The organism is Streptomyces thermolilacinus SPC6, from assembly GCF_000478605.2.
In the GTDB taxonomy this organism is placed as follows: Bacteria; Actinomycetota; Actinomycetes; order Streptomycetales; family Streptomycetaceae; genus Streptomyces; species Streptomyces thermolilacinus.
Genome location: NZ_ASHX02000001.1, coordinates 399,734 through 418,831 on the forward strand (window position 1 = coordinate 399,734; position 19,098 = coordinate 418,831).

A 19,098-nucleotide genomic window follows, 5' to 3' on the forward strand; every position below is an offset into this window, starting at 1 on the left:
ATGGCCTTAGGTACGGCGGAGGGGGCGGGAGTGTTCATCCCGTCGGGAAAGCCGGTGAAGTCCTGCCAAGGGCCGGGGAGTTCCGAACGGTACGTGGACGGGACCAGACGTTCGAGAAGTCCCCCCATCGGGGGAACGACCGCGCTGTGCGGGGCGACGCGTCGTTGATCAGATCATGTTCCTCGGCGTGTACGGACCCCTGGCCGCACGGGTGTTGGCGAGCGCGGCGCTCGTGTGCCCGCTCGTGCTCACTCCCGCCCTCTCGCCCCCGGCGGCGGCGCACAGCTGCGCCCACGCGACGACCGGCCCCGGCGGCCGTCCCGGCACGGTGGTCGTCGTGGGCGGTCCGCGCTGCACCCCCTCCCCCACCCCTTCACCCTCCCCCTCCCCCTCTCCCTCCCCTTCCCCCACTCCTCCGCCGGTCCCCTCACCGACGCCTTCGCCTTCCGTGACACCGCCCCCCGGTGCGACGCCGCCTCCCACCCAGGCGCCGACGGAGTCCCCCGCTCCCCCGCGGGGCCCGGCACCGGCCCCGCCGTCCCCCGCGCCCGCACCGCCCGTGCCCCCGGTGACCCCGTCGGTACCGGTCCCCACCACACCCCCCGCGCCCGCTCCCGCGCCGCCCGCCCTGCCCGCGCCGCCCGCGCCCCGCCCGCCCGGCCCGTGGCAGTCGGCGGGGCCCTCTCCCCGGCCCCTTCCGCTGCCGGGCTACCGGAGCCTGCGGCGGCAACAGGCGGACAGCGGGCCGTCCATGGTGTCGCTGATCCTCCTGCTCACCGCGCCCGCCGTGTTCGCCGCGGCCGTCCTGCGCCCCCGCTCCCGCTGAGTCCCGTTCCACGCCCCCGCTCCCACTGAGACCGAGAGGGAAATCCCATGCCGCAATGGCTTGTCCTCACCCTGGCCATGGCCGCCGCATGCGCGGTCGTCCTCACCATCGCCGTCATCAACAACCGCCGCGTCGGCGAGGACGACGACCCGACCGAGACACCGGACGTCATGGAGTACATGACGATGATGATCGGTGTGGTCTACGCGATCGTCCTCGGCCTGGCCATCGCCGGTGTCTGGGAGGGCCGCAGCGCCGCCCAGGAGAGCGTCCGCCAGGAGGCGCAGGCCCTGCACGAGGTGGTGGCGCGCTCCGAGGTGTGGCCCGCCGACGTACGGCAGCGGATCACCGCCGATGTCGAGACGTACGTGCGGCACGTGGTCGGCCCCGAGTGGGAGGCCATGGCCGAGCAGGGCGAAGTCACCGCGCGGGGCGACACGCTGCTGCTCCAGGTGCGGCGCACGGTCGCCTCGTACCGGCCCGCCGACGAGCACGAGGCGCAGGCGTACCAGCCGCTGGTGGACCAGGTGGCGGCCGCCGACGACGCGCGCAGCCAGCGGGCGGACACGGCGGGCGCGACGATGCCCGGGGTCGTCTGGTTCGGGCTGATCACCGGGGCGCTGGTCGCGGTGGGCCTGATCTTCGCGCTCCAGATCCGGCGGACGTTCCGGGAACTGCTGCTCGCGGGCCTGTACAGCGCGCTCATCGCGTTCCTGCTGTTCCTGATCTGGGCGATCGACGCGCCGTTCGGGCGGGGGGTGTCGGCCACGACGGAGGCGTACCTGCACCACTTCCCGCATCTGCGCGACTGAGCCGACACGGAAGTGCGCCGTCCGGGTGAGCGAATGCCCCATTCGCCCGTCCGGGGTCGCGGGTGTGGTAGGGCGCTTCTAGCGTTCCGGACATAGAGGGTCATGTCACAGCTTTCGCGGAAGTCGTTTCCGCACTGCCCCTCGGGACCGGAGGACTCATTCCATGCGTGCGATAGGTGCCGCTTCCGCCGCTCTGCTCGGAGCGGCGGCTCTCGCCCTCACCGCTCCCCCCGCGGCAGCGGTGGACCCGTTTGCCGTCTCCCCCTCGACCGTCAACCCGGGCGGCCGCGTGACGCTGTCCGCGCCCGGCTGCTCGGGCACCGCGATGGCGTCGTCGGGCATCTTCGACACCGTGACCATCCCGGCGGGCGGTTCGGCCATGGCCACCGTCGACTGGGACGCCCGGCGGGGCGCGGTCTACACCGTGTCCTTCACCTGCGCCGGGGGCTCCCCCGGCACGGCACAGCTGACCATCGCGTCGGCGACGACCAGTTCGACATCGGTGCCGACCGTGACACGGACGGCCACCGTCACCACCACGCCCTCGGGCGTCCGCGGCGGTCTCGGCGGCAGCGTCGGCACCTGGGACGCCGGGGAGATCGCCGCGGGCGGCGCGCTGGTCGCCGCGGCGGCCGCGGGCACGGTGTTCGTGGTGCGCCGCAGGGCGGCGAGCCGCCGCCACTGAGTAGTCACATCCCCGTGGCGCACGCCCGTCGCCCCGAGTCCTGGCCTGGACTCGGGGCGACGGGCGTACACGGCCGACCGGGAGGTTCGGCCGGTCAGACCTTTCCGCCGCTCAGGCGGCGACGGCGGCTGACGAACACGGCGCCGCCGAGGGCCGCGGCGCCCACCATCGAGGCGCCGATGGTCATCTCGGTGGAGCTGGGCGCCATGGAGCCGCCCAGACCGCCGTCCGTTCCCTGGCCGCGGATGACGGTGAACGAGGCGGTGGCGACCTGCGAGCTGCCGGTGCACCTGACCGCGAGGTTGTAGCGGCCGGGAGTGGCGTGGTCGTAGATCCGGGGATCGGCGGCCGAGTTGCCCGAGGTGTTGACCGAGAGGGCCGTCTTCGGGAACGCGTTGGACGTCACGACGCCGCCGCGGGAGCAGCCCGTGACGCTCACCGCCAGGGCGCCGCCCTGGTGCACGTGGGTCGGGGAGACCGTGACGTTCGTCGGACCGTGGCCACCGTTGCCACCCGTGCCCGAGTGGTTGTCGCGGTCGGTGGCGCCGGCGATCGGTGCCGTGAACCCGATCACCGCGCAGGCGGTGGCGGCCACCGCGAGGGCGCGTGAAGCACGCATCGTTGAACCTCCAGCGGAAGACGCCCCCAAAGCGGTGCTCCGGGAAATCGACGGATGCGCCTTCCATGACGAACCCTCACCGGATGTTGCGATCTTCGCATTTCGGCAGTGCGCCACCCCGGTGAGCCGACACGCCCGGGCGAGGTCCACGGAACTGATGGATCCGCAGGTCACGGACCGTCAGCTGACTCCAGGGGATGACTCGGATGGGTCATCACCCGTCCGCCGCGCCACCACCCGTTCGCCGCTCTGTGATCGCCGTCCGCACGATCCGTGCTTACCGTGCCGGAAGAGGCCACGAAGGGAGAAGCATGGGCCTGGAGCGCAGAGGCGTCGGGGACCGAAGTGCCTGGGACGTGATCAGGGCACGCCAGCCGTGGGGTGCGCTGGCACTCGTCATGCTGACCGGCCTGGCCATGATGCGGAACGGGGTGGACGTGTCGTCCGGGCCGCCCCAGCCCGCCGGAGCGGTGTCGGCGCAGCAGGGGCGTACGGTCGCGGCGCCGAAGCCGTCGGCCGGGCTGCGCCCGCTGTCGTACGCGCCCGCGTCCCGGGTGCGGATCGAGTCGCTGAAGGTGGACGCGCCGGTCATCGACGTGGGCCTGGACAGCGAGGGCTGGATCAGCGCGCCCCCGCCGCAGGACCCGAACCTCGCCGGGTGGTACCAGAACGGCATCTCTCCCGGGCAGTCCGGCACGTCCGTCATCGTCGGGCACGTGGACAACGACTCGGGCCCGGCGGTCTTCTACTCGCTGGGCACGCTCAAGCCGGGCGCGAAGGTGGAGGTGACCCGGTACGACGGGCGGGTGGCCGTGTTCCAGGTGTACGGCGTCGAGGTGTACGCGAAGGACGACTTCCCCGGCGTACGCGTCTACGGGGACACCGGCCACCCCGAGCTGCGGGTCATCACCTGCGGCGGCGACTACTCGCGCGCGGGCGGCTACGACGGCAACGTGGTGGTCTTCGCCCGCATGGTCGCCACCCGCTGACCGCACCGGTACCACGGCGCCACTCGGCACCACCGGCCTCGCCGCGCCGGGCGCCCGGCCACTGCCCCGGACTACTCCGCCCCGGACTCCAGGTCCTCCACGAAGTAGCTGTCGTGCCGGGTGCGGAACCGCCTGAGCCCCTCGCCGCCGCGCTGCGCCATCTCCGCGACCCGCTCGAAGTACTCCTCGCGCGGGGCGCCCGGCGAGAAGAGCATGAGCATGGACGTGGGCTCGTCGGTCACGTTCCTGAAGGCGTGCAGGCCCCCGGCCGGGACGTACAGGAAGTCGCCCGCGCGGCCCGTGACCCACTTCTCGCCGTTGAACAGCTCCAGTTCGCCGGAGAGGACGTAGAAGGACTCCGACATCGTCTTGTGGAAGTGCGTCCTGGCGCCGGGGGACCGCGCGCCCAGCTCGACCTTGTACAGGCCGAACTCACCGCCGGTCGACTCCTGGGTGGCGAGGTAGTGGGTGGTGCCGCCGGGCGAGGAGATGTCCGGTGGGCTGTCGGCCCGGCGGAAGACCGCGCTCACCTCCCCCTTGTCGCCGTGGTAGCGGGCTTCCGGGTACTCCAGGTGCTCCGGGTACGACATGATGCGCTCCTCTGGGCGGGACTCCACCAGCATGATGGCGTCCGCGCCCGGAGGGGCGCGTCGGACGTGCGGATGATCGTGAGCCGGTCCGGGCCGAGGTCCGAAGACCCAGTACGGCAGGGCGGGCCCGGCAGTGGTCCCCCGGCTCGTCGCCCGGCAGCGGCCCCCGGCTCCTCGCCGGGGACCGGTCAGCGGCGGGGCACGGTGAGGTGGTACCCCTCGTCGAGCAGCCTGGGCAGGTAGGCGCGCAGGGCGCGCACGGTCTGCGAGCGGTCGCCGCCCGCGTCGTGGGAGAGCACGACGACGCCGGGAGCGGCCCCGGTCAGGACGCGGTCCACGATGGTGGCCGTGCCGGGCTCCTGCCAGTCGAGGGTGTCCACCGTCCAGGCCAGCGGCTCCATGCCGAGCTCGGCGCCGATCTCGAAGGAGAGCCGGTTCCAGGCGCCGTAGGGGGCGCGGTACCAGAGCGGGGCGGAGCCGAGCGTCCCCTCGATCACGTCGCTGGTCGAGCCGAGTTCGGCGCGGATGCGGGACGGCGGCAGCTTCGGGATCAGCGGGTGGGACCAGGAGTGGTTGCCCACCACGTGCCCGTCGTCGGCCATCTCCCGCAGCAGGTCCGGGTGGTGGACGGCCATCTCGCCGCAGACGAAGAACATGGCGCGCACCCCGTACTGGCGCAGGGTGCTCAGGATGGCCGGGGTGTAGCGGGGGTCGGGCCCGTCGTCGAAGCTGAGGACCATCGTGTTGCCCGCGCCCGAGACGCGCAGGAACGGCCGCTGCCGCACCGGCGGCAGGGCCCGCCGGAAGCGCGGCGGGGCGTACGAGGTCATGGGCTGGAGCCGGTACGGGGACGGGGCCATGGGCCGGCCGGCGGCGCCCGCGACGGGGCCGGCGGCGGGCGCCGGGGGGCGGGGCGCGCGCGGCGGTGCGGGGCGCGCGGGCGGGGCGGTGGTGGTGGTGCCGGGCGCGCCCGCCCGGTCGAGGCTGAACAGACCGACGGTGGTGGTGGCCCCGAGCGCGGCGGCGATGCGCAGCACCATCCGCCGCCCGGAAGGCATCTGGTCTTTTTTCATGACCAATGCTCCGCACGGGCGACGACGGGATCAGGTGTGCGACACCGGCCGGGCGGGGTGAAAGCACCCGTTGGGACGAGCGGCCCGGGGCCTCGTCTAGCGGGTGGCGCGGACGAGGCCCTGGGCCGCGGCGCCCCGGCTGAGGACGACGCTGGTGATGCGTTCCCGCACCGGGGCGAGGGCGGTGTCTCCGGAGGTGACGGCGGCGTTCAGGTCGATGACCCGGTTGGCGGCCGTGTCGAACCACTGCGGGACGAACTCGGCGCGGGTGACCTCCCAGCGGCCACCGGGGGTGCGGGGCGGGGCGAAGGTGAAGCGGCCGATGGTGCCCTCGTTGCCGCGCGGGTCGTGGGCGCCCGAGTGGTTGACCATGGCCCCGGCGATCTGGTCGCCCATGCCGTAGACGATCCAGGTGCCGTTGACCTTCTCGTACGCCTGGGGGACATGGGCGTGGGTGCCGAGGATGAGGTCGATGTCGGGGCGGCCGGCGGTGGTGGAGGCGGTGAGGGCGCGGCCGAGTTCGATCTGCTGCCGGTCGGGGGCGGTCTGCCACTCGGTGCCCCAGTGGAGGCTGACGACGACCACGTCGGCCCCGGCTTCGCGGGCGGCCCGCGCGTCGCTGAGGACGCGGCTCTCGTCGATGAGGTTGACCGACCAGGGCTGGTCCTCGGGGACGGGGATGCCGTTCGTCCCGTACGTGTAGGCGAGATGGGCGACGCGGGCCCCGCCGGCCTCCAGGAGGGTGGGCGTGTTGGCCTCCTCGGCGGTGCGGGCCGAGCCCGCGTGCCGGATGCCGACGCGGTCGAGGTGGTCGAGGGTGCGGCGGATGCCGTCGGGGCCCGCGTCGAGGGTGTGGTTGGAGGCGGTGGAGCAGGAGTCGTAGCCGGTGGCGCGCAGGGCGTCGGCGACCTGCGGGGGCGACTTGAACGAGGGGTAGCCGGTGAAGGGGCCGCCGTCGTCGCCGTACACGGTCTCCATGTGGCAGATGGCCAGGTCGGCGGCGGAGATGACGGGGGCGACCCCGGCGAGCATGGGGCGGAAGTCGTATCCCGCGCCGTTCGCGTCGGCGCGGGCCGCCCTGATGACCGAGGCGTGCGGAAGTACGTCGCCGGTCGCGGCGAGCGTGAAGGGCCGGACGGCGGGGTCCTTGGCGGACGGCGCGGCCGGGGGCGCGGGCGTGGACGAGCGGGGGGCGGCCGTGCAGGCGGCCGCGGTGGCCGCGGCGAGCAGGGCGGTGGCGGCGAGGGCCGTCCGTCGGGACATGAGGGCTCCTGGGCGTTCGGGACAGGTGGAGGGGACCCCCCGAATCCACAGCCGGACACGAACCCCAGTCAATCATTGAATAGAACAAATACGATAAATTCGCCGAATTGGCGTCATGTCCTTGCGCCGACCGTTCGGCGCACCATTCGCCGCTCGGTGCGACCGCTCGCCGCACACCTCGGTGCGTCGGCTGTCCGGAAGAGGCCGGATGCGTTCGGATACCGCTCGTGGGTCCTGGAGAGCCGCGGGAAGGGATGTGAACGATGACGACGGCCATGACGACCACCGACGAGCGGGCCTTGGAGGAGCTCCAGCGGGAACACGGACCGGCGCTGCTGAGCTTCCTCCTCGGGCTCACCCACGGCGACCGGCAGCGCGCCGAGGACCTCCTCCAGGAGACGCTGGTCCGGGCGTGGCAGCACCCCGAGGCGTTCGAGGCGCCGTACGAGTCGATGCGGCCCTGGCTGTTCACGGTCGGCCGACGGCTGGCGATCGACGCGCGGCGCTCCCGGATGGCGCGCCCCACGGAGATCGGCGACGGGGTCCTCGCCTCCACCCCCGACCCCGCCGACGCCACCGAGTCGGCGGTCGCCGCGCTCGACGTACGGGCGGCGGTGGCCGGGCTGAGCCCCGCGCACCGCGTCGTGCTGGAGCGGATCTACTTCGACGGGCTGACGGTCAGCGAGGCGGCGGAGGAGCTCGGTATACCCGCCGGGACGGTCAAGTCACGCTCGTACTACGCGCTGCGGGCCCTCGGCCGGTGCCTGCCCGGGTACAGCCGCTCCCGCCCGTCCGGCGGCAGGGGCCCGGCGGCGCGCCCGGGGCGGGCTCGTGGCTGAGACCGGTGGCCCCTGGCGCCCCACCGGATGCGTTCCTTCCCACGCGTAACGGCACGGACGGGAACGTATGCGAAAACACACCGTCAAGTTGTGCAAAGAGCGGCCTCCGGCGCCGTCTTTCGGTGGAGGCTCGTCGTCGAGGACGCGTGGCCGAGTTACGCGCGGAAGAACGTCCGGGAGAAGGTGGGAACGTTGCGGCCCGAGAGCACGAACGGCACCGGCGGGGGCGGCCTGGCCGTCCCGATGGACTGGCTGTGTGCCGAGTACCTGGCCGATGAGCTGCTGCGAAGGAGCGGTCTCGTGGAGACCGGCTCCCTGGAGTACGTGGCGGGCCGCCGGACCCTCGCGCTGACGGTCTACCTCAGCGACGGCGCTGCGCCGGAGGAGCAGCTGGACGAGTGGCTGGACCGCACCTCCTACGGCCACCCCTGGCCGGAGTGGGTACGGGCGCGGCTGGCCGCCCGGCGGGAGCGCGAGGGCGACGGCGAACCGGGGCTCGCCCTGGCGCTGGAGACCTGGCGGCTGCTGGAGGACACCCAGCTCCTCGCGGCGGACCTGGGGGCGCTGCCCGCGCCCTCGGCGGCGGGCGTCGCGGTGGACGAGTCCGCGCGGGTGTGGCTGCCGTCGTGGCGGCTGGGCCTGCCGCTCGGCCATCTGTCGCTGCACCTGTACTGAGCCGCGCCGCACCGGGGCGCCAGGACCGGTACGGGTCCGGACGGGTCGCGGGTCCCGGGTGCGGGCGGGTGCCGGGTGCCGGTCCGGGCGGGGCCCGTGATGGGCCGGAAACACACCGTTGCCGGGGGCGGTCTCGCCGGTCATCCTGTGGGGGGCCGCCGGCGCCTGCCGGCGCCGCGCCGAGCACGTGTCCGTACGGCTGGGGCGGAGGTGGTGGTCCTGATGGTCGCGGTGCCCGCGCCTGGCGAGGTGACCCTGGGGGTCGAGGAGGAGTACCTCCTCGTCGACGCGGTGGACGGCGTCCCGGTGGGCGGCGCGGGTGACGTCCTGGACGCCGACCGGGCCTTACGCGGGCCGGACGGCGGACCGGACCCGGGCCTCCAGCGGGAGCTGCTGGCGTCGATGGCGGAGACGGCGACCGGCGTGTGCACCGGCCTCGCGGAGCTGCGCGCCGAACTGAACGCCTCCCGCGCCCGCCTGGAGAGCGCCGCCCGCAAGGCCGGGCTGCGCCCGCTGGCCAGCGGTACGGCCCCGATGGCCGCCCCGGCCCGGACGGTCACCCCGACCCGGCACTACCGGCAGATGGCCCGGCTGTACGGGCGGCTCACCGACGAGACGGAGACCTGCGGCTGCCACGTCCACGTCGGCGTGCCCGACCGGGAGTCCGCCGTCGCCGTCCTGAACCACCTGCGGCCCTGGCTGCCCGTCCTGCTGGCGCTGTCCGCGAACTCCCCGTACCACCGGGGCACCGACACAGGCCACGCGAGCTGGCGCGCGCTCACCCTGTCCCGCTGGCCCACCCACCAGATCCCGCCGCGCTTCGCGTCCGCCGCGCAGTACGACCGTACGGTGGCCGCCCTGCGCCGTACGGGCGTGCTGCCCTCCCGCGCGGCCAACGCCTACTGGCTCGCGCGGCCCTCCCACCATCTGCCGACCGTCGAGGTGCGGGTGGCGGACGTCACGCCCAGCGTGGACGAGGCCGTCCTCCAGGCCGGGCTGACCCGCGCCCTGGTGACCAGCGCGCTGCACGCGGTCGTACGGGGCCGCCCGGCGCCCCGGCTGCCCGACCACGCGGCGGGCGCCGCCCTGTGGACGGCGGCCCGGTACGGGGTGAGCGGCCCCGCCCTGCACCCCGAGACCGGCGAGCGCGTCCCCGCGGCCGAGGCGGTACGGGCGCTGCTCCACCGGGTGCGGCCCGCGCTGGAGGCGAGCGGCGACGAGGCCGAGGTGCGGGAACTGGCGGAGCGGGTCCTCGCCCACGGCACGGGCGCCGACCGGCAGCGCCGCCGCGCCGACCCGGGCACGCCGTGGGAAGCGCTGTAGGACCCGCGCAGGCCACCCGCGCGCCAGGCACCCGCACCGCGCCCGGGTTGCGGGTCACGGCGCGTCGCGGTGGACGCCAGCCCGGTACTTGGGGACGCGGACGATGACCTTCATGCCCGCGTCGACGCCCGTCTCCACCACGAGGCCGTAGTCGTCGCCGTACACCTGACGCAGCCGCTCGTCCACGTTGGACAGCCCGATGCCGGACGACTGGGGGCGCTCGCCCGCGAGGATGGCGCGCAGCACGGCCGGGTCCATGCCGACGCCGTCGTCCTCGATGGTCACCACGGCCTCGGCGCCCGCGTCCCGGGCGGCGATGGTGATCCGGCACGTCGTGCGGGAGTCCTCCAGGCCGTGCTTGACGGCGTTCTCCACCAGCGGCTGGAGGCACAGGAACGGCAGCGTCACCGGCAGCACCTCCGGCGCCACCTGCAAGGTCACCTGGAGCCGGTCGCCGAACCGGGCCCCGGCGAGCGCGAGGTACTGCTCGATGGAGCGCAGTTCGTCGGCGAGCTGCGCGAACTCGCCGTGGCGGCGGAACGAGTACCGGGTGAAGTCGGCGAACTCCAGCAGCAGTTCCCGCGCCCGCTCCGGGTCGGTGCGCACGAACGAGGCGATCGCGGCCAGCGAGTTGTAGACGAAGTGCGGGGAGATCTGGGCGCGCAGGGCGCGGATCTCCGCCTCGATGAGCCGAGTCCGGGACAGGTCCAGCTCGGCCAGTTCGAGCTGGACGGACACCCAGCGGGCGACCTCCGTCGCGGCGCGCACCAGGACGGCGGACTCGTGGGACCCGTACGCGACGAGCGCGCCGACGACGCCCTCCTCGCCGGTCAGCGGCGCGATGACGGCCCAGCGCAGGGGGCAGCCCGGGTCGGCGCACCCCGCGCGGACGCTCTGCCCGCGCCCCGAGGCGAGGACCTCCGCGACGTGCTCCATAACCTGCTCGGCGTGGTGGCCGCCCGTACCGTCCCAGGCGAGGACGCCCGTGCGGTCGGTCAGCGCGAGGGCGTCGGTGCCCAGCAGGGGCCGCAGGCGGCGGGCGGCCTTGCGGGCGGTGTCCTCGGTGAGCCCGGCGCGCAGGGGCGGGGCGGCGAGGGACGCGGTGTGCAGGGTGTGGAAGGTGGCACGTTCGACGGGGGTGCCGAGGTCGAGGCCGTCGCGCCGCTCCCGGCGTGCGGCCAGCCGGCCGAGCGCGAACCCGGCGCCGAGCAGCAGCGCCCCCGTGGCGGCGAGCGCGGCGAACAGCGTGCCGGTCACCGCTCGGCCCCGTCGGTCCTGGGGCGGCCGATCAGCCCCTCGGGCAGGTGCAGCCGGGCGAGTGTCGCCCGGGTGCCCGGCGGGATGCGGCGGGGGGTGGCGAGCGAGACGCCCACCATGGTGAGGAAGCCCAGCGGTACGGACCACACGGCGGGCCACGCCATCAGGGTGTGCGGCCAGCCGTCCGGGGCGAGCCCGGCACGGGTCGCCATGACGGCCGTGAGCGCGGCGCCGCCGCCCCCGAGGAGCCCGGCGACCGCGCCGGGCGGGGTGAGGCGCCGCCACCAGATGCCCAGCACGAGCAGCGGGCAGAACGACGACGCTGACACGGCGAAGGCGAGCCCCACCGCGTCGGCGACCGGCACGTTCGTCGCGACGAGGCTCAGCGCCAGCGGCACGCCCATGGCCAGCGGCGTCGCCAGCCGGAAGTGCCGCACGCCGCGCGAGGGCAGCACGTCCTGGCTGAGGACCCCGGCGACCGACATGGTGAGCCCGGACGCCGTCGACAGGAACGCGGCGAACGCGCCGCCCGCCACCAGCGCCCCCAGCAGGTCCCCCGCCGTCCCGCCGACCAGCCGGTCCGGCAGCACCAGCACGGCCGCGTCGGCGTCGCCGGTCAGCGCCAGCTCGGGCGCGTAGATCCGGCCGAGTGCCCCGTACACGGGCGGCAGCAGGTAGAACGCGCCGACCAGGCCGAGGACGACGAGGGTGGTGCGGCGCGCGGCCCGCCCGTCGGGGCTCGTGTAGAAGCGGACGGCGACGTGCGGCAGGCCCATGGTGCCGAGGAACGTGGCGAGGACCAGACCGTACGTGGCGTAGAGCCGCTGCCCCTCGGGGCCGCCGGACAGGGAGCCGGACCAGCCGAGCGGGTCGTCCGGGTCGGGGGCCCGTTCCGGAACGTGCGCGCCCGGCGGGAAGCCGAGGACGGTACCGGACTCGACGCGGTGCAGGCCCTCGCCGAGGGTGGCCGTCCCGCCGTCGTACGGGGTGCCGTCCACGGTGCCGGTGACGGCGAGGGTCAGCGGGGCGTCGAGGTCGAGGCGGACCGTGTCGTCCACGCGTACGGAGGTGTGCTCGCGGAAGACGGCGGGCGCGTCGAACCGGGCGCGCGGCGCGTCGTCCGCCACCCACGCGGCTGCCAGGAACAGCGCGGGCACGAGCAGCGCGGTCAGCTTCAGCCAGTACTGGAACGCCTGGACGAAGGTGATGCTGCGCATGCCGCCCGCCGCGACCGCGCCGGTGACGACGACGGCGACGAGGAGGCCGCCAAACCAGTCGGGCGCGCCGGTCAGGATCTCCAGGGTCAGGCCGGCGCCCTGGAGCTGCGGCAGCAGGTACAGCCAGCCGATCCCGACGACGAAGAGGCTGGCGAGGCGGCGGACGTGCGGCGATTCGAGGCGGGCCTCGGCGAAGTCGGAGAGCGTGTACGCGCCGGAGCGGCGCAGCGGTGCGGCGACGAGGACGAGCAGCACCAGGTATCCGGCGGTGTAGCCGACCGGGTACCAGAGCATGGCGGGGCCCTGGAGGAGCACCAGCCCGGCGACGCCGAGGAAGGAGGCCGCCGACAGGTACTCGCCGCTGATCGCGGCGGCGTTCAGGGCGGGCTTGACGGTGCGCGAGGCGACGTAGAAGTCGGAGGTGGTGCGCGAGATCCGCAGGCCGAGGGAGCCGATGAGGAGGGTGGCGGCGACGACCGCGGCGACCGCCGCCATCGCGTGGGTCTGGTTCACCGGCGCGGCTCACCTGCCCTCGACGAGGCCGGTGAAGTCGCGCTCGTTGCGCTCGGCCCGGCGTACGTACCAGCGGGCGACGAGCCACAGGACGGGGTGGACGGCCACGCCGAGCGCCGCCCACAGGAACGGCTCGGCGGACGGGGCGGGGCCGCCGGGGGCGAGCGCCGCGGGCAGGGTGAGGAGCAGCGGGAGGGAGCCGACGAGCAGGGCGAGGGCGCCGAGCGCCCACAGTGCGGCGCGCAGCTGGCTGCGCATCAGGGACCGGACGTAGGTGTGCCCGAGGGTGGTCTGCTCGCTGATCTCGGAACGGGCGGGCGCGTGGCCGGGCGGCCGCCGTCGGGAGCGGGGCACTCCGGTGACGGTCTCGCGGCGGGGGCGGCGCGTCGCGGGCTGCGGCTCTGGGGGCATCGGCGTCCGGGGGGTCGGTGCGGTGGTGGGGCTGGGGTGTCCCGGGGGTCGTTGTCCGTGGTGGCGGGCCTGGTCCGGGGTTCCGGAGCGGGTCTCGGGGGGTGGAGTCTACGCAGATCCCCTCCGGCCGGGTAAGCGGATTGTCCTACCCGTGACCTGCGGATCGTCCGACTGCCGGCCCGGCGCGGGCGGTCCGGCGGGGCCGGGGCGTCACGCGCGGACGTGCCGCATCAGCAGGTCGCGCAGGTGGCGGGCGTGGCGGCGGCTGACGGACAGCTCGGCGCTGCCGACCCGTACGGTCGTGGCGCCGCCGTCGAGCCGCAGTTCGTCGATGCGGCCGAGCGCGACGAGGTGGCTGCGGTGTATCCGGACGAAGCCGCGCGCCGCCCAGCGCTCCTCCAGGGTGGAGAGCGGGATGCGGACGAGGTGGCTGCCCTCGTCGGTGTGCAGCCGCGCGTAGTCGCCCTGCGCCTCGACGTACGCGATGTCGTCCACGGGCACGAACCGGGTGACGCCGCCGAGCTCCACGGGGACCTGCTCGGCCGGTGCCTGGGCCGCGGGGGCGGGCCCGGTCAGGTCGCTCACCCGGCGCACGGCCTCCGCGAGGCGCTCCCTGCGGACGGGCTTGAGGACGTAGTCCACCGCCTTCAGGTCGAACGCCTGCACGGCGAACCCCTCGTGGGCGGTGACGAACACGACCAGCGGGGGCCTCGCGAAGCCGGCGAGCAGCCGCGCCACGTCCAGTCCGGTCAGCCCGGCCATGTGGATGTCGAGGAAGACCACGTCGATGGCGTCGTCGCCGTCCGGGCCGGCCTCCAGCGCCCGGCCGATGCGGCGCAGCGCCTCCGTGGCGTCGGTGGCGCCCTCCGCGCTGCGGACCCGGGGGTCGGAGCGCAGCAGGTAGAGCAGCTCCTCCAGGGCGGGCTTCTCGTCGTCGACGGCCAGTACGCGCAGCATGCAGCGGAGTGTAGGCGCGGGCCCGTTGAGCGGGAAGCCGCCGCCGTACGTACGGATCCGCGCAGGTGCGAGCACGGGAGCGAGGGACCGGGGATGGGACGGCCGGAGCGGCACGACGCGGTGGGGGCCTACGCGCTGGACGCGCTGGAGCCGTACGACGCGCTGTGCTGCGCGGAGCATGTGGCGCGGTGCGCGGAGTGCGCGTGGCGGCTGACGGAGTTCGCGGAGGTGGCGGCGGTACTGGCGCAGCTGACGGGCCGTACGCCGCTGTCCCCGCCGCCCCGCCGCACTGCCCCGTGGGCGGTACGGACGCCGAGCGGACCGGGTCGGGTGCCCGCGTGGCCGCGCCGGGTGCCCGCGTGGCCGGGGCGGCTGCCGGGCGGTGCGGCGCCCGTCTGGCCGGGGCGTGCCGGGCCGGCGCGGGACCGGGGCGTAGGGGACGGGGTGGGGCTCCGTCAGCGCGTGCGGGCCGGGGAGCGGCGCGGGCGGGGGCGGGGCGCGCGGCGCGAGTGGCGGGTGCGGGGCTGGTGCGTGCGGGACTGGCGGGTGCCGGGGTGGCTGGTGCCGGGGTGGCTGGTGGGCGGGCGGCGTCCGGGCCGCCGGTAGCGGCGGGCCGCGCGGCTACTTCAGCAGGCGCGACAGGCGCCGGTCGGCCAGCGGCTTGCCGCCGGTCTGGCACGTCGGACAGTACTGGAGGGACGAGTCGCTGAAGGACACCTCGCGGATCGTGTCCCCGCACACGGGACAGGGCTCGCCGGTGCGGCCGTGGACGCGCAGCCCGGTCTTCTTCTCGGCCTTCAGCTTCCCGGCCTCCAGTCCGTGCGAGCGGGCGACCGCGCCCGCGAGGGTGGTGCGCAGCGCCTCGTACAGCCCGGTGACCTCCTCGTCGCTGAGGTTCTGGACGGGCTTGAACGGCGACATGCGGGCGGCGTGGAGGATCTCGTCGCTGTACGCGTTGCCGATGCCCGCGATGAGGCCCTGGTCGCGCAGGGCGCCCTTGATCTGCCGCCGCTCCCCCGCCAGGAGCGCGGCGAACGCGTCCCGGTCGAAGTCGTCGGCGAGCGGGTCGGGGCCCAGCCGGGCCACGCCCGGGACCTCCGCCGGGTCGTGGACGAGGTGCACGGCGAGCCGCTTGGTGGTCCCCGCCTCGGTCAGGTCGAAGCCGTCCCCGCCGGTCAGCGCGGTACGCAGCGCCAGCGGGCCCTTGCCGGGACGGGGCGGGCCCGGCGGCAGCGCGTCGCGCCACTGGAGCCAGCCCGCGCGGGCCAGGTGGATCAGCAGGTGGAGGCCGTCGGCGGTGATGTCCAGGTACTTGCCGTGCCGGCCGACGGCGGTGACCGTCGCCCCTTCGAGGGCGGTCAGGGGCGGGTCGTACGTCTTGAGCACGCTGATCGCGACGGGCAGGACGCGGGCGATCTCCTTGCCGGTGAGGTGGACGTCGAGGAACTCGCGGAGCGCTTCGACCTCGGGCAGTTCGGGCATGGTTCAAGCCTGCCGCAGGAGACGCCGACCCGCCTCACCGAGCGGCCCCGCGGGGCGAGCCCGCGCGCCCGCCACACCCGCACGCCTTGCGCCCTGCGAGGAGACGTACGCGTCACGAGCCGTACGCGCGCCGAGGCCCGTACGCCGTCCCCGCGACCCGTACGCCGTTCAGCACCGCCATATCCGGCTGCCCGCCTCGCCCGCGGGGCCGACCACGCCGAAGCCCGGCCGGATCTCGCGGGTCTCGCCCGAGCGGCCGGGGACCCCGAACTCGCACCACACGCACTTCCCGCCGCCGCGCGACTCGACGCCCCACACGTCGGCGAGCTGGTCCACGAGCAGCAGTCCACGCCCCGACACGCCGCTGGTGTCCGCGTCGCGGCGGCGCGGCAGGACGCTGGAGCGGTCCTCGACCTCGACACGGAGCCGCCGCTCGTGCCCGGTGAGCATCCGCAGGGTGACGACGGCCCCGCCGTCGGTGTGCAGCAGCGCGTTGGTGACCAGTTCGTCGGCGGCCAGTTCGATCTCGTCGGCCCGCTCCCCCGCGCCCCAGGCCCGTACGGCGGCGCGGATCATGTGGCGGGCGGCGCGCAGCGCCTCGGGGTCGTTCTGGGCGACGTGCTGCTGCAGCTTGCCGCCTCCCTGCGGGGAGTAGCCGACCCGGCGGCGCAGCAGCAGGATCGCCACGTCGTCGTCGCCGCCCCGGTCCCCCACGGCGTCGCACAGCTGGTCGGCGAGCGTCTGGAGGTCGGCCGGGCCGGTGCGGACCCGGTCGGTGAGCCAGCGCAGGCCCTCGTCCAGGTCGGCGCCGGGCTGCTCGACGAGGCCGTCGGTGTACAGGACGAGGGTCTGGCCCGGGTCCAGTTCGAGGACGCTGACCGGGTAGTCGAGGGCGCCGAACTCGGCGGACAGGCCGAGCGGCAGCGCGCCCTGCACGCACACCCGGCGGCAGTCGCCGTCCGTGTCGCGCAGCAGCGGATCGACATGGCCGGCCCGTACGACCTGGACGACGCCGGTCGCCAGGTCCACCTCCATGTAGGTGCAGGTGGCGAAGCGGTCGGTGTCCAGTTCGCGGAGGAAGACCGAGGCGCGGGCCATGACGGTGGCGGGGCTGTGGCCCTCGGCGGCGTAGGCGCGCAGCACGATCCGGAGCTGGCCCATGACGGCGGCGGCGTGGGTGTCGTGGCCTTGTACGTCCCCGATGACGGCGCCGACCCGGCCGTTGGGCAGGGGGATGACGTCGTACCAGTCGCCGCCGATGTCCCGGCCGAGGCGGGCCGCCCGGTAGCGGACGGCGATCTGCGCGCCGGGGATGTCGGGGATGCGGCGCGGGAGCATGGCCTGCTGGAGGCCCTCCGCCAGGTCGTGCTCCTGCTCGAACAGCATGGCCCGCTGGAGGCTCTGCGCGATGCTGCTGCCCAGGGCGACGAGGACGTCCCGCTCGTCGGGCGTGAAGCCGTTCTTGCCGCTGTAGAGCAGCCCCATGGCGCCGATGGGGCGTGCCTGGGCGATGAGGGGCAGGTAGGCGGCCGAGGTGACCCCCAGGTCGGTGATGTGCGGCCAGAGGATGGGGTACGAGGAGGCGAAGTCCTCGGGCGACTCGATGAAACGGGGCGCGAGGGTGCGGACGACCTCGCTCATCGGGTACTCCTCGTCCACGCGCGTGTAGCGGGTGCCGGGCACGAAGGAGCCGCGCGGTCCGTCGGCGACGAGGTGGATGCGTCCGCCCGCCTCCAGCAGGCCCATGACGACGCTGGTCGCGCCGAGGTGCTCCAGGCCGTGGGAGTCGATCAGCACGTCGATGACGTCCTGGACGGTGCGGGCGTGGGCGAGGGCGGCGGTGGTGGACTCCACGACGCTGGTCCGGCGGCGGCGCTCGGCGTCCACCTCCATGCGGGTGGTGGACTCGGCCAGCTCCTGGGTGGCGTCGCGAACGATGCCGATGATCCGGTGCGGGCGGCCGCCGCCGTCGCGGCGGATGAACCCCTGGGTGTGGGTCCAGCGCAGGGTGCCCTCGCGGGTGCGGACGCGGAAGTAGGCACCGTAGTGGCTGCTGCCGTTCTTCAGGGCCTGCGAGACCATGCCGTCGAGGCGTACGGACTCGCCGGGCGGGACCCTCGGTCCGAGGCTCTCGGGCCGCCCGTCGTACTCGGCGGGGTCCATGTCGAAGAGGTCGAGGGCGACCGCGTCCATGTGCATGAGCCCGGTGTCGAGGTCCCAGTCGAAGCTGCCCATGCGGTTGAGGGACAGGCTCAGATCCGGGTGGGCGGGCCAGTCCTCGGGAAGCGACAGGGCATCCGCTGCCGGATCAACCATGGAGCCACTCTGCCATCATTTGTCGGGTTTATCGACCGTTGGGGGCGCTGCTCCGGGGACGCCCTGGACACCCTGGGCCCTCATTCCTCCGCCGCCGGGTCGGGCAGCGGCCCGTACAGGACGTCACCCCCGGGCGCGTCCGGCGCCGCGCCCTCGGGCTCCGCGGGTCCGTCGGGCACCACCGGCTCCGGAGCGGACGGCCGTTCGGGCGCGGGCGGCGGGGCGGGGCGCTCCGGCGCGGAGGGCTGGTCCGGCGAGCCGGACGACCGCGGCGCGGCGGGGGCCTCGCCACGGGAGGGCGGGGGCGGCGGGACGGCCGGGGACGGGCGGCCGGGGGTCGCGCGCGGGGCGGCGGGACCGGCGACCGCGCCCGCGCGGGCGGCGTCCGGCACCGGCGCGTCCACCACGTGCCGCGCGGCCTCGTACGCCGGGGGCACCTCGGGCTTGCGGTCCTGGTCGCCGCGGGTGCCGGCCTTGCGTTCGAGCCAGGTGTCGTTGAAGACGTTGACGAGGAGGATGCTGTCGAGGGCCCGTTGCGTCGGGCTGACCAGCACGATCCGTTCGGACCTGAAGGCGGGCCAGGGCTCGCCCCGGTACGCGGTGGCGTGCGGCACGTCGGTGGGGGTGCGCAGCGGGTTGCCCGCGGCGCAGCGGACGCGGGGCGCGCCGTACTCGTCCACGAGGACGGCGGTGCCCGCCTGGAGGACGCTCTGGTACGGGACGGCCGCGCCGTCGCGGTACCCGTGGCCGGTCACGCGGGTGTCGGCGCGGAGCATCACGGGCGTGAGCCCGCGCAGCCAGGTGCCGAGCCCGCCGGGGGTGACCCCGGCGGCCTGGGCGAAGGCGCGGGCCTTGGCCTCGTCGGCGGTGAGGAACCGCGCCTGCTGGTCCACGTCGCAGCTGGGCAGGGAGTGCGTACCGCCGTACAGGCCCGGTGTCGCGCCGTCCACCCTGCGGGGCCCCGCGGGGGCGGACGCCGACGCGGAGGGGCCCGCGGGCGCGGTGGGGGACGGGGAGGTGCGCGCGGCGGCGCGGTCGGCCGTCAGGACGGTGGAGGCGGTGAAGGGGTGCGGGCCCGGTTCGGCGGCGGCCTGGAGCAGGGGTACGGCGTCGGCCGTCGCGGTGGGGCGGGCGGCGGGGCGGGGGTCGTCGCCGCCGCAGCCGGTGGCGAGCAGCCCGGCGAGGGCCGCCAGCGACACCATGGCCACGGGGGGACGACGGAGACGTACCGAGGGGCGGCGTGTGGGTGGA

The 19,098-nt window shown here is 75.1% G+C and carries 20 protein-coding genes; 8 read left to right on the forward strand and 12 right to left on the reverse strand.

Translation table 11 applies throughout. The annotated features are described in order from the left end of the window. Nucleotides 1-168: 168 nt before the first annotated feature. Nucleotides 169-357, reverse strand: a complete 189-nt coding sequence (locus J116_RS28985) for a hypothetical protein (protein ID WP_139140453.1) — start codon at nucleotides 355-357, stop codon at nucleotides 169-171. Nucleotides 358-568: 211 nt separating this feature from the next. On the opposite strand from J116_RS28985, the gene J116_RS29845 reads away from it, so the two are divergent. From J116_RS29845 to J116_RS01825, 3 genes are all read left to right on the forward strand, one after another. Then, nucleotides 569-826: a hypothetical protein gene (locus tag J116_RS29845; protein ID WP_023591070.1), complete on the forward strand. Its 258-nt coding sequence runs from the start codon at nucleotides 569-571 to the stop codon at nucleotides 824-826. Nucleotides 827-873: 47 nt separating this feature from the next. Next, nucleotides 874-1,638, forward strand: a complete 765-nt coding sequence (locus J116_RS01820) for a bestrophin-like domain (protein WP_023591069.1) — start codon at nucleotides 874-876, stop codon at nucleotides 1,636-1,638. Nucleotides 1,639-1,801: 163 nt separating this feature from the next. Continuing rightward, a complete protein-coding gene (locus J116_RS01825) occupies nucleotides 1,802-2,323 on the forward strand; it encodes a hypothetical protein (protein WP_028964769.1) in 522 nt (173 codons plus the stop codon). Nucleotides 2,324-2,417: 94 nt separating this feature from the next. Here the strand turns inward: J116_RS01825 and J116_RS01830 are convergent, their stop codons facing one another. After that, nucleotides 2,418-2,942, reverse strand: a complete 525-nt coding sequence (locus tag J116_RS01830) for a hypothetical protein (RefSeq protein ID WP_028964768.1) — start codon at nucleotides 2,940-2,942, stop codon at nucleotides 2,418-2,420. Between the two features lie 311 nt (nucleotides 2,943-3,253). On the opposite strand from J116_RS01830, the gene J116_RS01835 reads away from it, so the two are divergent. Next, nucleotides 3,254-3,931, forward strand: coding sequence for a class F sortase (locus tag J116_RS01835; protein ID WP_023591067.1), 678 nt, complete (start codon nucleotides 3,254-3,256; stop codon nucleotides 3,929-3,931). 71 nt (nucleotides 3,932-4,002) lie between these two features. Here J116_RS01835 and J116_RS01840 read toward each other — a convergent pair whose 3' ends face one another. From J116_RS01840 to J116_RS01850, 3 genes are all read right to left on the reverse strand, one after another. Continuing rightward, nucleotides 4,003-4,521 carry a cupin domain-containing protein gene (locus J116_RS01840; RefSeq protein ID WP_037948996.1) on the reverse strand — a complete coding sequence of 173 codons (519 nt, stop codon included), beginning with the start codon at nucleotides 4,519-4,521 and terminating at the stop codon, nucleotides 4,003-4,005. Nucleotides 4,522-4,709: 188 nt separating this feature from the next. Beyond that, nucleotides 4,710-5,594, reverse strand: coding sequence for a polysaccharide deacetylase family protein (locus tag J116_RS01845; RefSeq protein WP_028964766.1), 885 nt, complete (start codon nucleotides 5,592-5,594; stop codon nucleotides 4,710-4,712). Between the two features lie 96 nt (nucleotides 5,595-5,690). Beyond that, nucleotides 5,691-6,857, reverse strand: coding sequence for a CapA family protein (locus J116_RS01850; protein WP_023591064.1), 1,167 nt, complete (start codon nucleotides 6,855-6,857; stop codon nucleotides 5,691-5,693). A 263-nt stretch (nucleotides 6,858-7,120) separates the two neighbouring features. On the opposite strand from J116_RS01850, the gene J116_RS01855 reads away from it, so the two are divergent. The 3 genes from J116_RS01855 to J116_RS01865 all read left to right on the forward strand — a co-directional run bounded on the left by J116_RS01855 (nucleotide 7,121) and on the right by J116_RS01865 (nucleotide 9,694). Beyond that, the gene (locus tag J116_RS01855) at nucleotides 7,121-7,696 is read left to right on the forward strand and encodes a sigma-70 family RNA polymerase sigma factor (protein ID WP_023591063.1); all 576 of its coding nucleotides are present in this window, start codon (nucleotides 7,121-7,123) and stop codon (nucleotides 7,694-7,696) included. Nucleotides 7,697-7,879: 183 nt separating this feature from the next. Beyond that, nucleotides 7,880-8,371 carry a hypothetical protein gene (locus J116_RS01860; protein WP_394331500.1) on the forward strand — a complete coding sequence of 164 codons (492 nt, stop codon included), beginning with the start codon at nucleotides 7,880-7,882 and terminating at the stop codon, nucleotides 8,369-8,371. 222 nt (nucleotides 8,372-8,593) lie between these two features. Continuing rightward, the gene (locus J116_RS01865) at nucleotides 8,594-9,694 is read left to right on the forward strand and encodes a carboxylate-amine ligase (RefSeq protein ID WP_037948993.1); all 1,101 of its coding nucleotides are present in this window, start codon (nucleotides 8,594-8,596) and stop codon (nucleotides 9,692-9,694) included. A 54-nt stretch (nucleotides 9,695-9,748) separates the two neighbouring features. Here the strand turns inward: J116_RS01865 and J116_RS01870 are convergent, their stop codons facing one another. The 4 genes from J116_RS01870 to J116_RS01885 form a co-directional block, all read right to left on the reverse strand. Further along, the gene (locus J116_RS01870) at nucleotides 9,749-10,951 is read right to left on the reverse strand and encodes a sensor histidine kinase (RefSeq protein WP_023591060.1); all 1,203 of its coding nucleotides are present in this window, start codon (nucleotides 10,949-10,951) and stop codon (nucleotides 9,749-9,751) included. Continuing rightward, on the reverse strand, nucleotides 10,948-12,681 hold the full coding sequence (locus J116_RS01875; protein ID WP_023591059.1) for a sodium/solute symporter: 1,734 nt from the start codon (nucleotides 12,679-12,681) through the stop codon (nucleotides 10,948-10,950). Before J116_RS01875 ends, J116_RS01870 begins: the two co-directional genes overlap by 4 nt. Nucleotides 12,682-12,690: 9 nt before the next feature. Then, complete coding sequence (locus J116_RS01880; RefSeq protein WP_023591058.1) at nucleotides 12,691-13,092, reverse strand: hypothetical protein; 402 nt, start codon at nucleotides 13,090-13,092, stop codon at nucleotides 12,691-12,693. Nucleotides 13,093-13,302: 210 nt separating this feature from the next. Next, nucleotides 13,303-14,049 carry a LytR/AlgR family response regulator transcription factor gene (locus J116_RS01885; protein ID WP_028964765.1) on the reverse strand — a complete coding sequence of 249 codons (747 nt, stop codon included), beginning with the start codon at nucleotides 14,047-14,049 and terminating at the stop codon, nucleotides 13,303-13,305. 93 nt (nucleotides 14,050-14,142) lie between these two features. On the opposite strand from J116_RS01885, the gene J116_RS01890 reads away from it, so the two are divergent. Then, complete coding sequence (locus tag J116_RS01890) at nucleotides 14,143-14,655, forward strand: hypothetical protein (protein WP_023591056.1); 513 nt, start codon at nucleotides 14,143-14,145, stop codon at nucleotides 14,653-14,655. Between the two features lie 15 nt (nucleotides 14,656-14,670). Here the strand turns inward: J116_RS01890 and J116_RS01895 are convergent, their stop codons facing one another. From J116_RS01895 to J116_RS01905, 3 genes are all read right to left on the reverse strand, one after another. After that, on the reverse strand, nucleotides 14,671-15,531 hold the full coding sequence (locus tag J116_RS01895; protein ID WP_023591055.1) for an Fpg/Nei family DNA glycosylase: 861 nt from the start codon (nucleotides 15,529-15,531) through the stop codon (nucleotides 14,671-14,673). A gap of 168 nt (nucleotides 15,532-15,699) precedes the next feature. Continuing rightward, nucleotides 15,700-17,847: a SpoIIE family protein phosphatase gene (locus tag J116_RS01900; protein ID WP_079147633.1), complete on the reverse strand. Its 2,148-nt coding sequence runs from the start codon at nucleotides 17,845-17,847 to the stop codon at nucleotides 15,700-15,702. A gap of 80 nt (nucleotides 17,848-17,927) precedes the next feature. Further along, nucleotides 17,928-19,049, reverse strand: a complete 1,122-nt coding sequence (locus tag J116_RS01905; protein WP_051203997.1) for a DUF6777 domain-containing protein — start codon at nucleotides 19,047-19,049, stop codon at nucleotides 17,928-17,930. Between the last annotated feature and the right edge of the window lie 49 nt (nucleotides 19,050-19,098).

What these genes read in the sequence shown, in the direction of transcription:
- J116_RS01820 (WP_023591069.1), top strand. Translation starts at nt 874, where the DNA reads ATGCCGCAATGGCTTGTCCTCACCCTGGCCATGGCCGCCGCATGCGCG.
- J116_RS01825 (WP_028964769.1), top strand. Translation starts at nt 1,802, where the DNA reads ATGCGTGCGATAGGTGCCGCTTCCGCCGCTCTGCTCGGAGCGGCGGCT.
- J116_RS01830 (WP_028964768.1), bottom strand. Translation starts at nt 2,942, where the DNA reads ATGCGTGCTTCACGCGCCCTCGCGGTGGCCGCCACCGCCTGCGCGGTG.
- J116_RS01835 (WP_023591067.1), top strand. Translation starts at nt 3,254, where the DNA reads ATGGGCCTGGAGCGCAGAGGCGTCGGGGACCGAAGTGCCTGGGACGTG.
- J116_RS01840 (WP_037948996.1), bottom strand. Translation starts at nt 4,521, where the DNA reads ATGTCGTACCCGGAGCACCTGGAGTACCCGGAAGCCCGCTACCACGGC.
- J116_RS01845 (WP_028964766.1), bottom strand. Translation starts at nt 5,594, where the DNA reads ATGAAAAAAGACCAGATGCCTTCCGGGCGGCGGATGGTGCTGCGCATC.
- J116_RS01850 (WP_023591064.1), bottom strand. Translation starts at nt 6,857, where the DNA reads ATGTCCCGACGGACGGCCCTCGCCGCCACCGCCCTGCTCGCCGCGGCC.
- J116_RS01855 (WP_023591063.1), top strand. Translation starts at nt 7,121, where the DNA reads ATGACGACGGCCATGACGACCACCGACGAGCGGGCCTTGGAGGAGCTC.
- J116_RS01865 (WP_037948993.1), top strand. Translation starts at nt 8,594, where the DNA reads ATGGTCGCGGTGCCCGCGCCTGGCGAGGTGACCCTGGGGGTCGAGGAG.
- J116_RS01880 (WP_023591058.1), bottom strand. Translation starts at nt 13,092, where the DNA reads ATGCCCCCAGAGCCGCAGCCCGCGACGCGCCGCCCCCGCCGCGAGACC.
- J116_RS01885 (WP_028964765.1), bottom strand. Translation starts at nt 14,049, where the DNA reads ATGCTGCGCGTACTGGCCGTCGACGACGAGAAGCCCGCCCTGGAGGAG.
- J116_RS01890 (WP_023591056.1), top strand. Translation starts at nt 14,143, where the DNA reads ATGGGACGGCCGGAGCGGCACGACGCGGTGGGGGCCTACGCGCTGGAC.
- J116_RS01895 (WP_023591055.1), bottom strand. Translation starts at nt 15,531, where the DNA reads ATGCCCGAACTGCCCGAGGTCGAAGCGCTCCGCGAGTTCCTCGACGTC.
- J116_RS01900 (WP_079147633.1), bottom strand. Translation starts at nt 17,847, where the DNA reads ATGGTTGATCCGGCAGCGGATGCCCTGTCGCTTCCCGAGGACTGGCCC.
- J116_RS01905 (WP_051203997.1), bottom strand. Translation starts at nt 19,049, where the DNA reads ATGGTGTCGCTGGCGGCCCTCGCCGGGCTGCTCGCCACCGGCTGCGGC.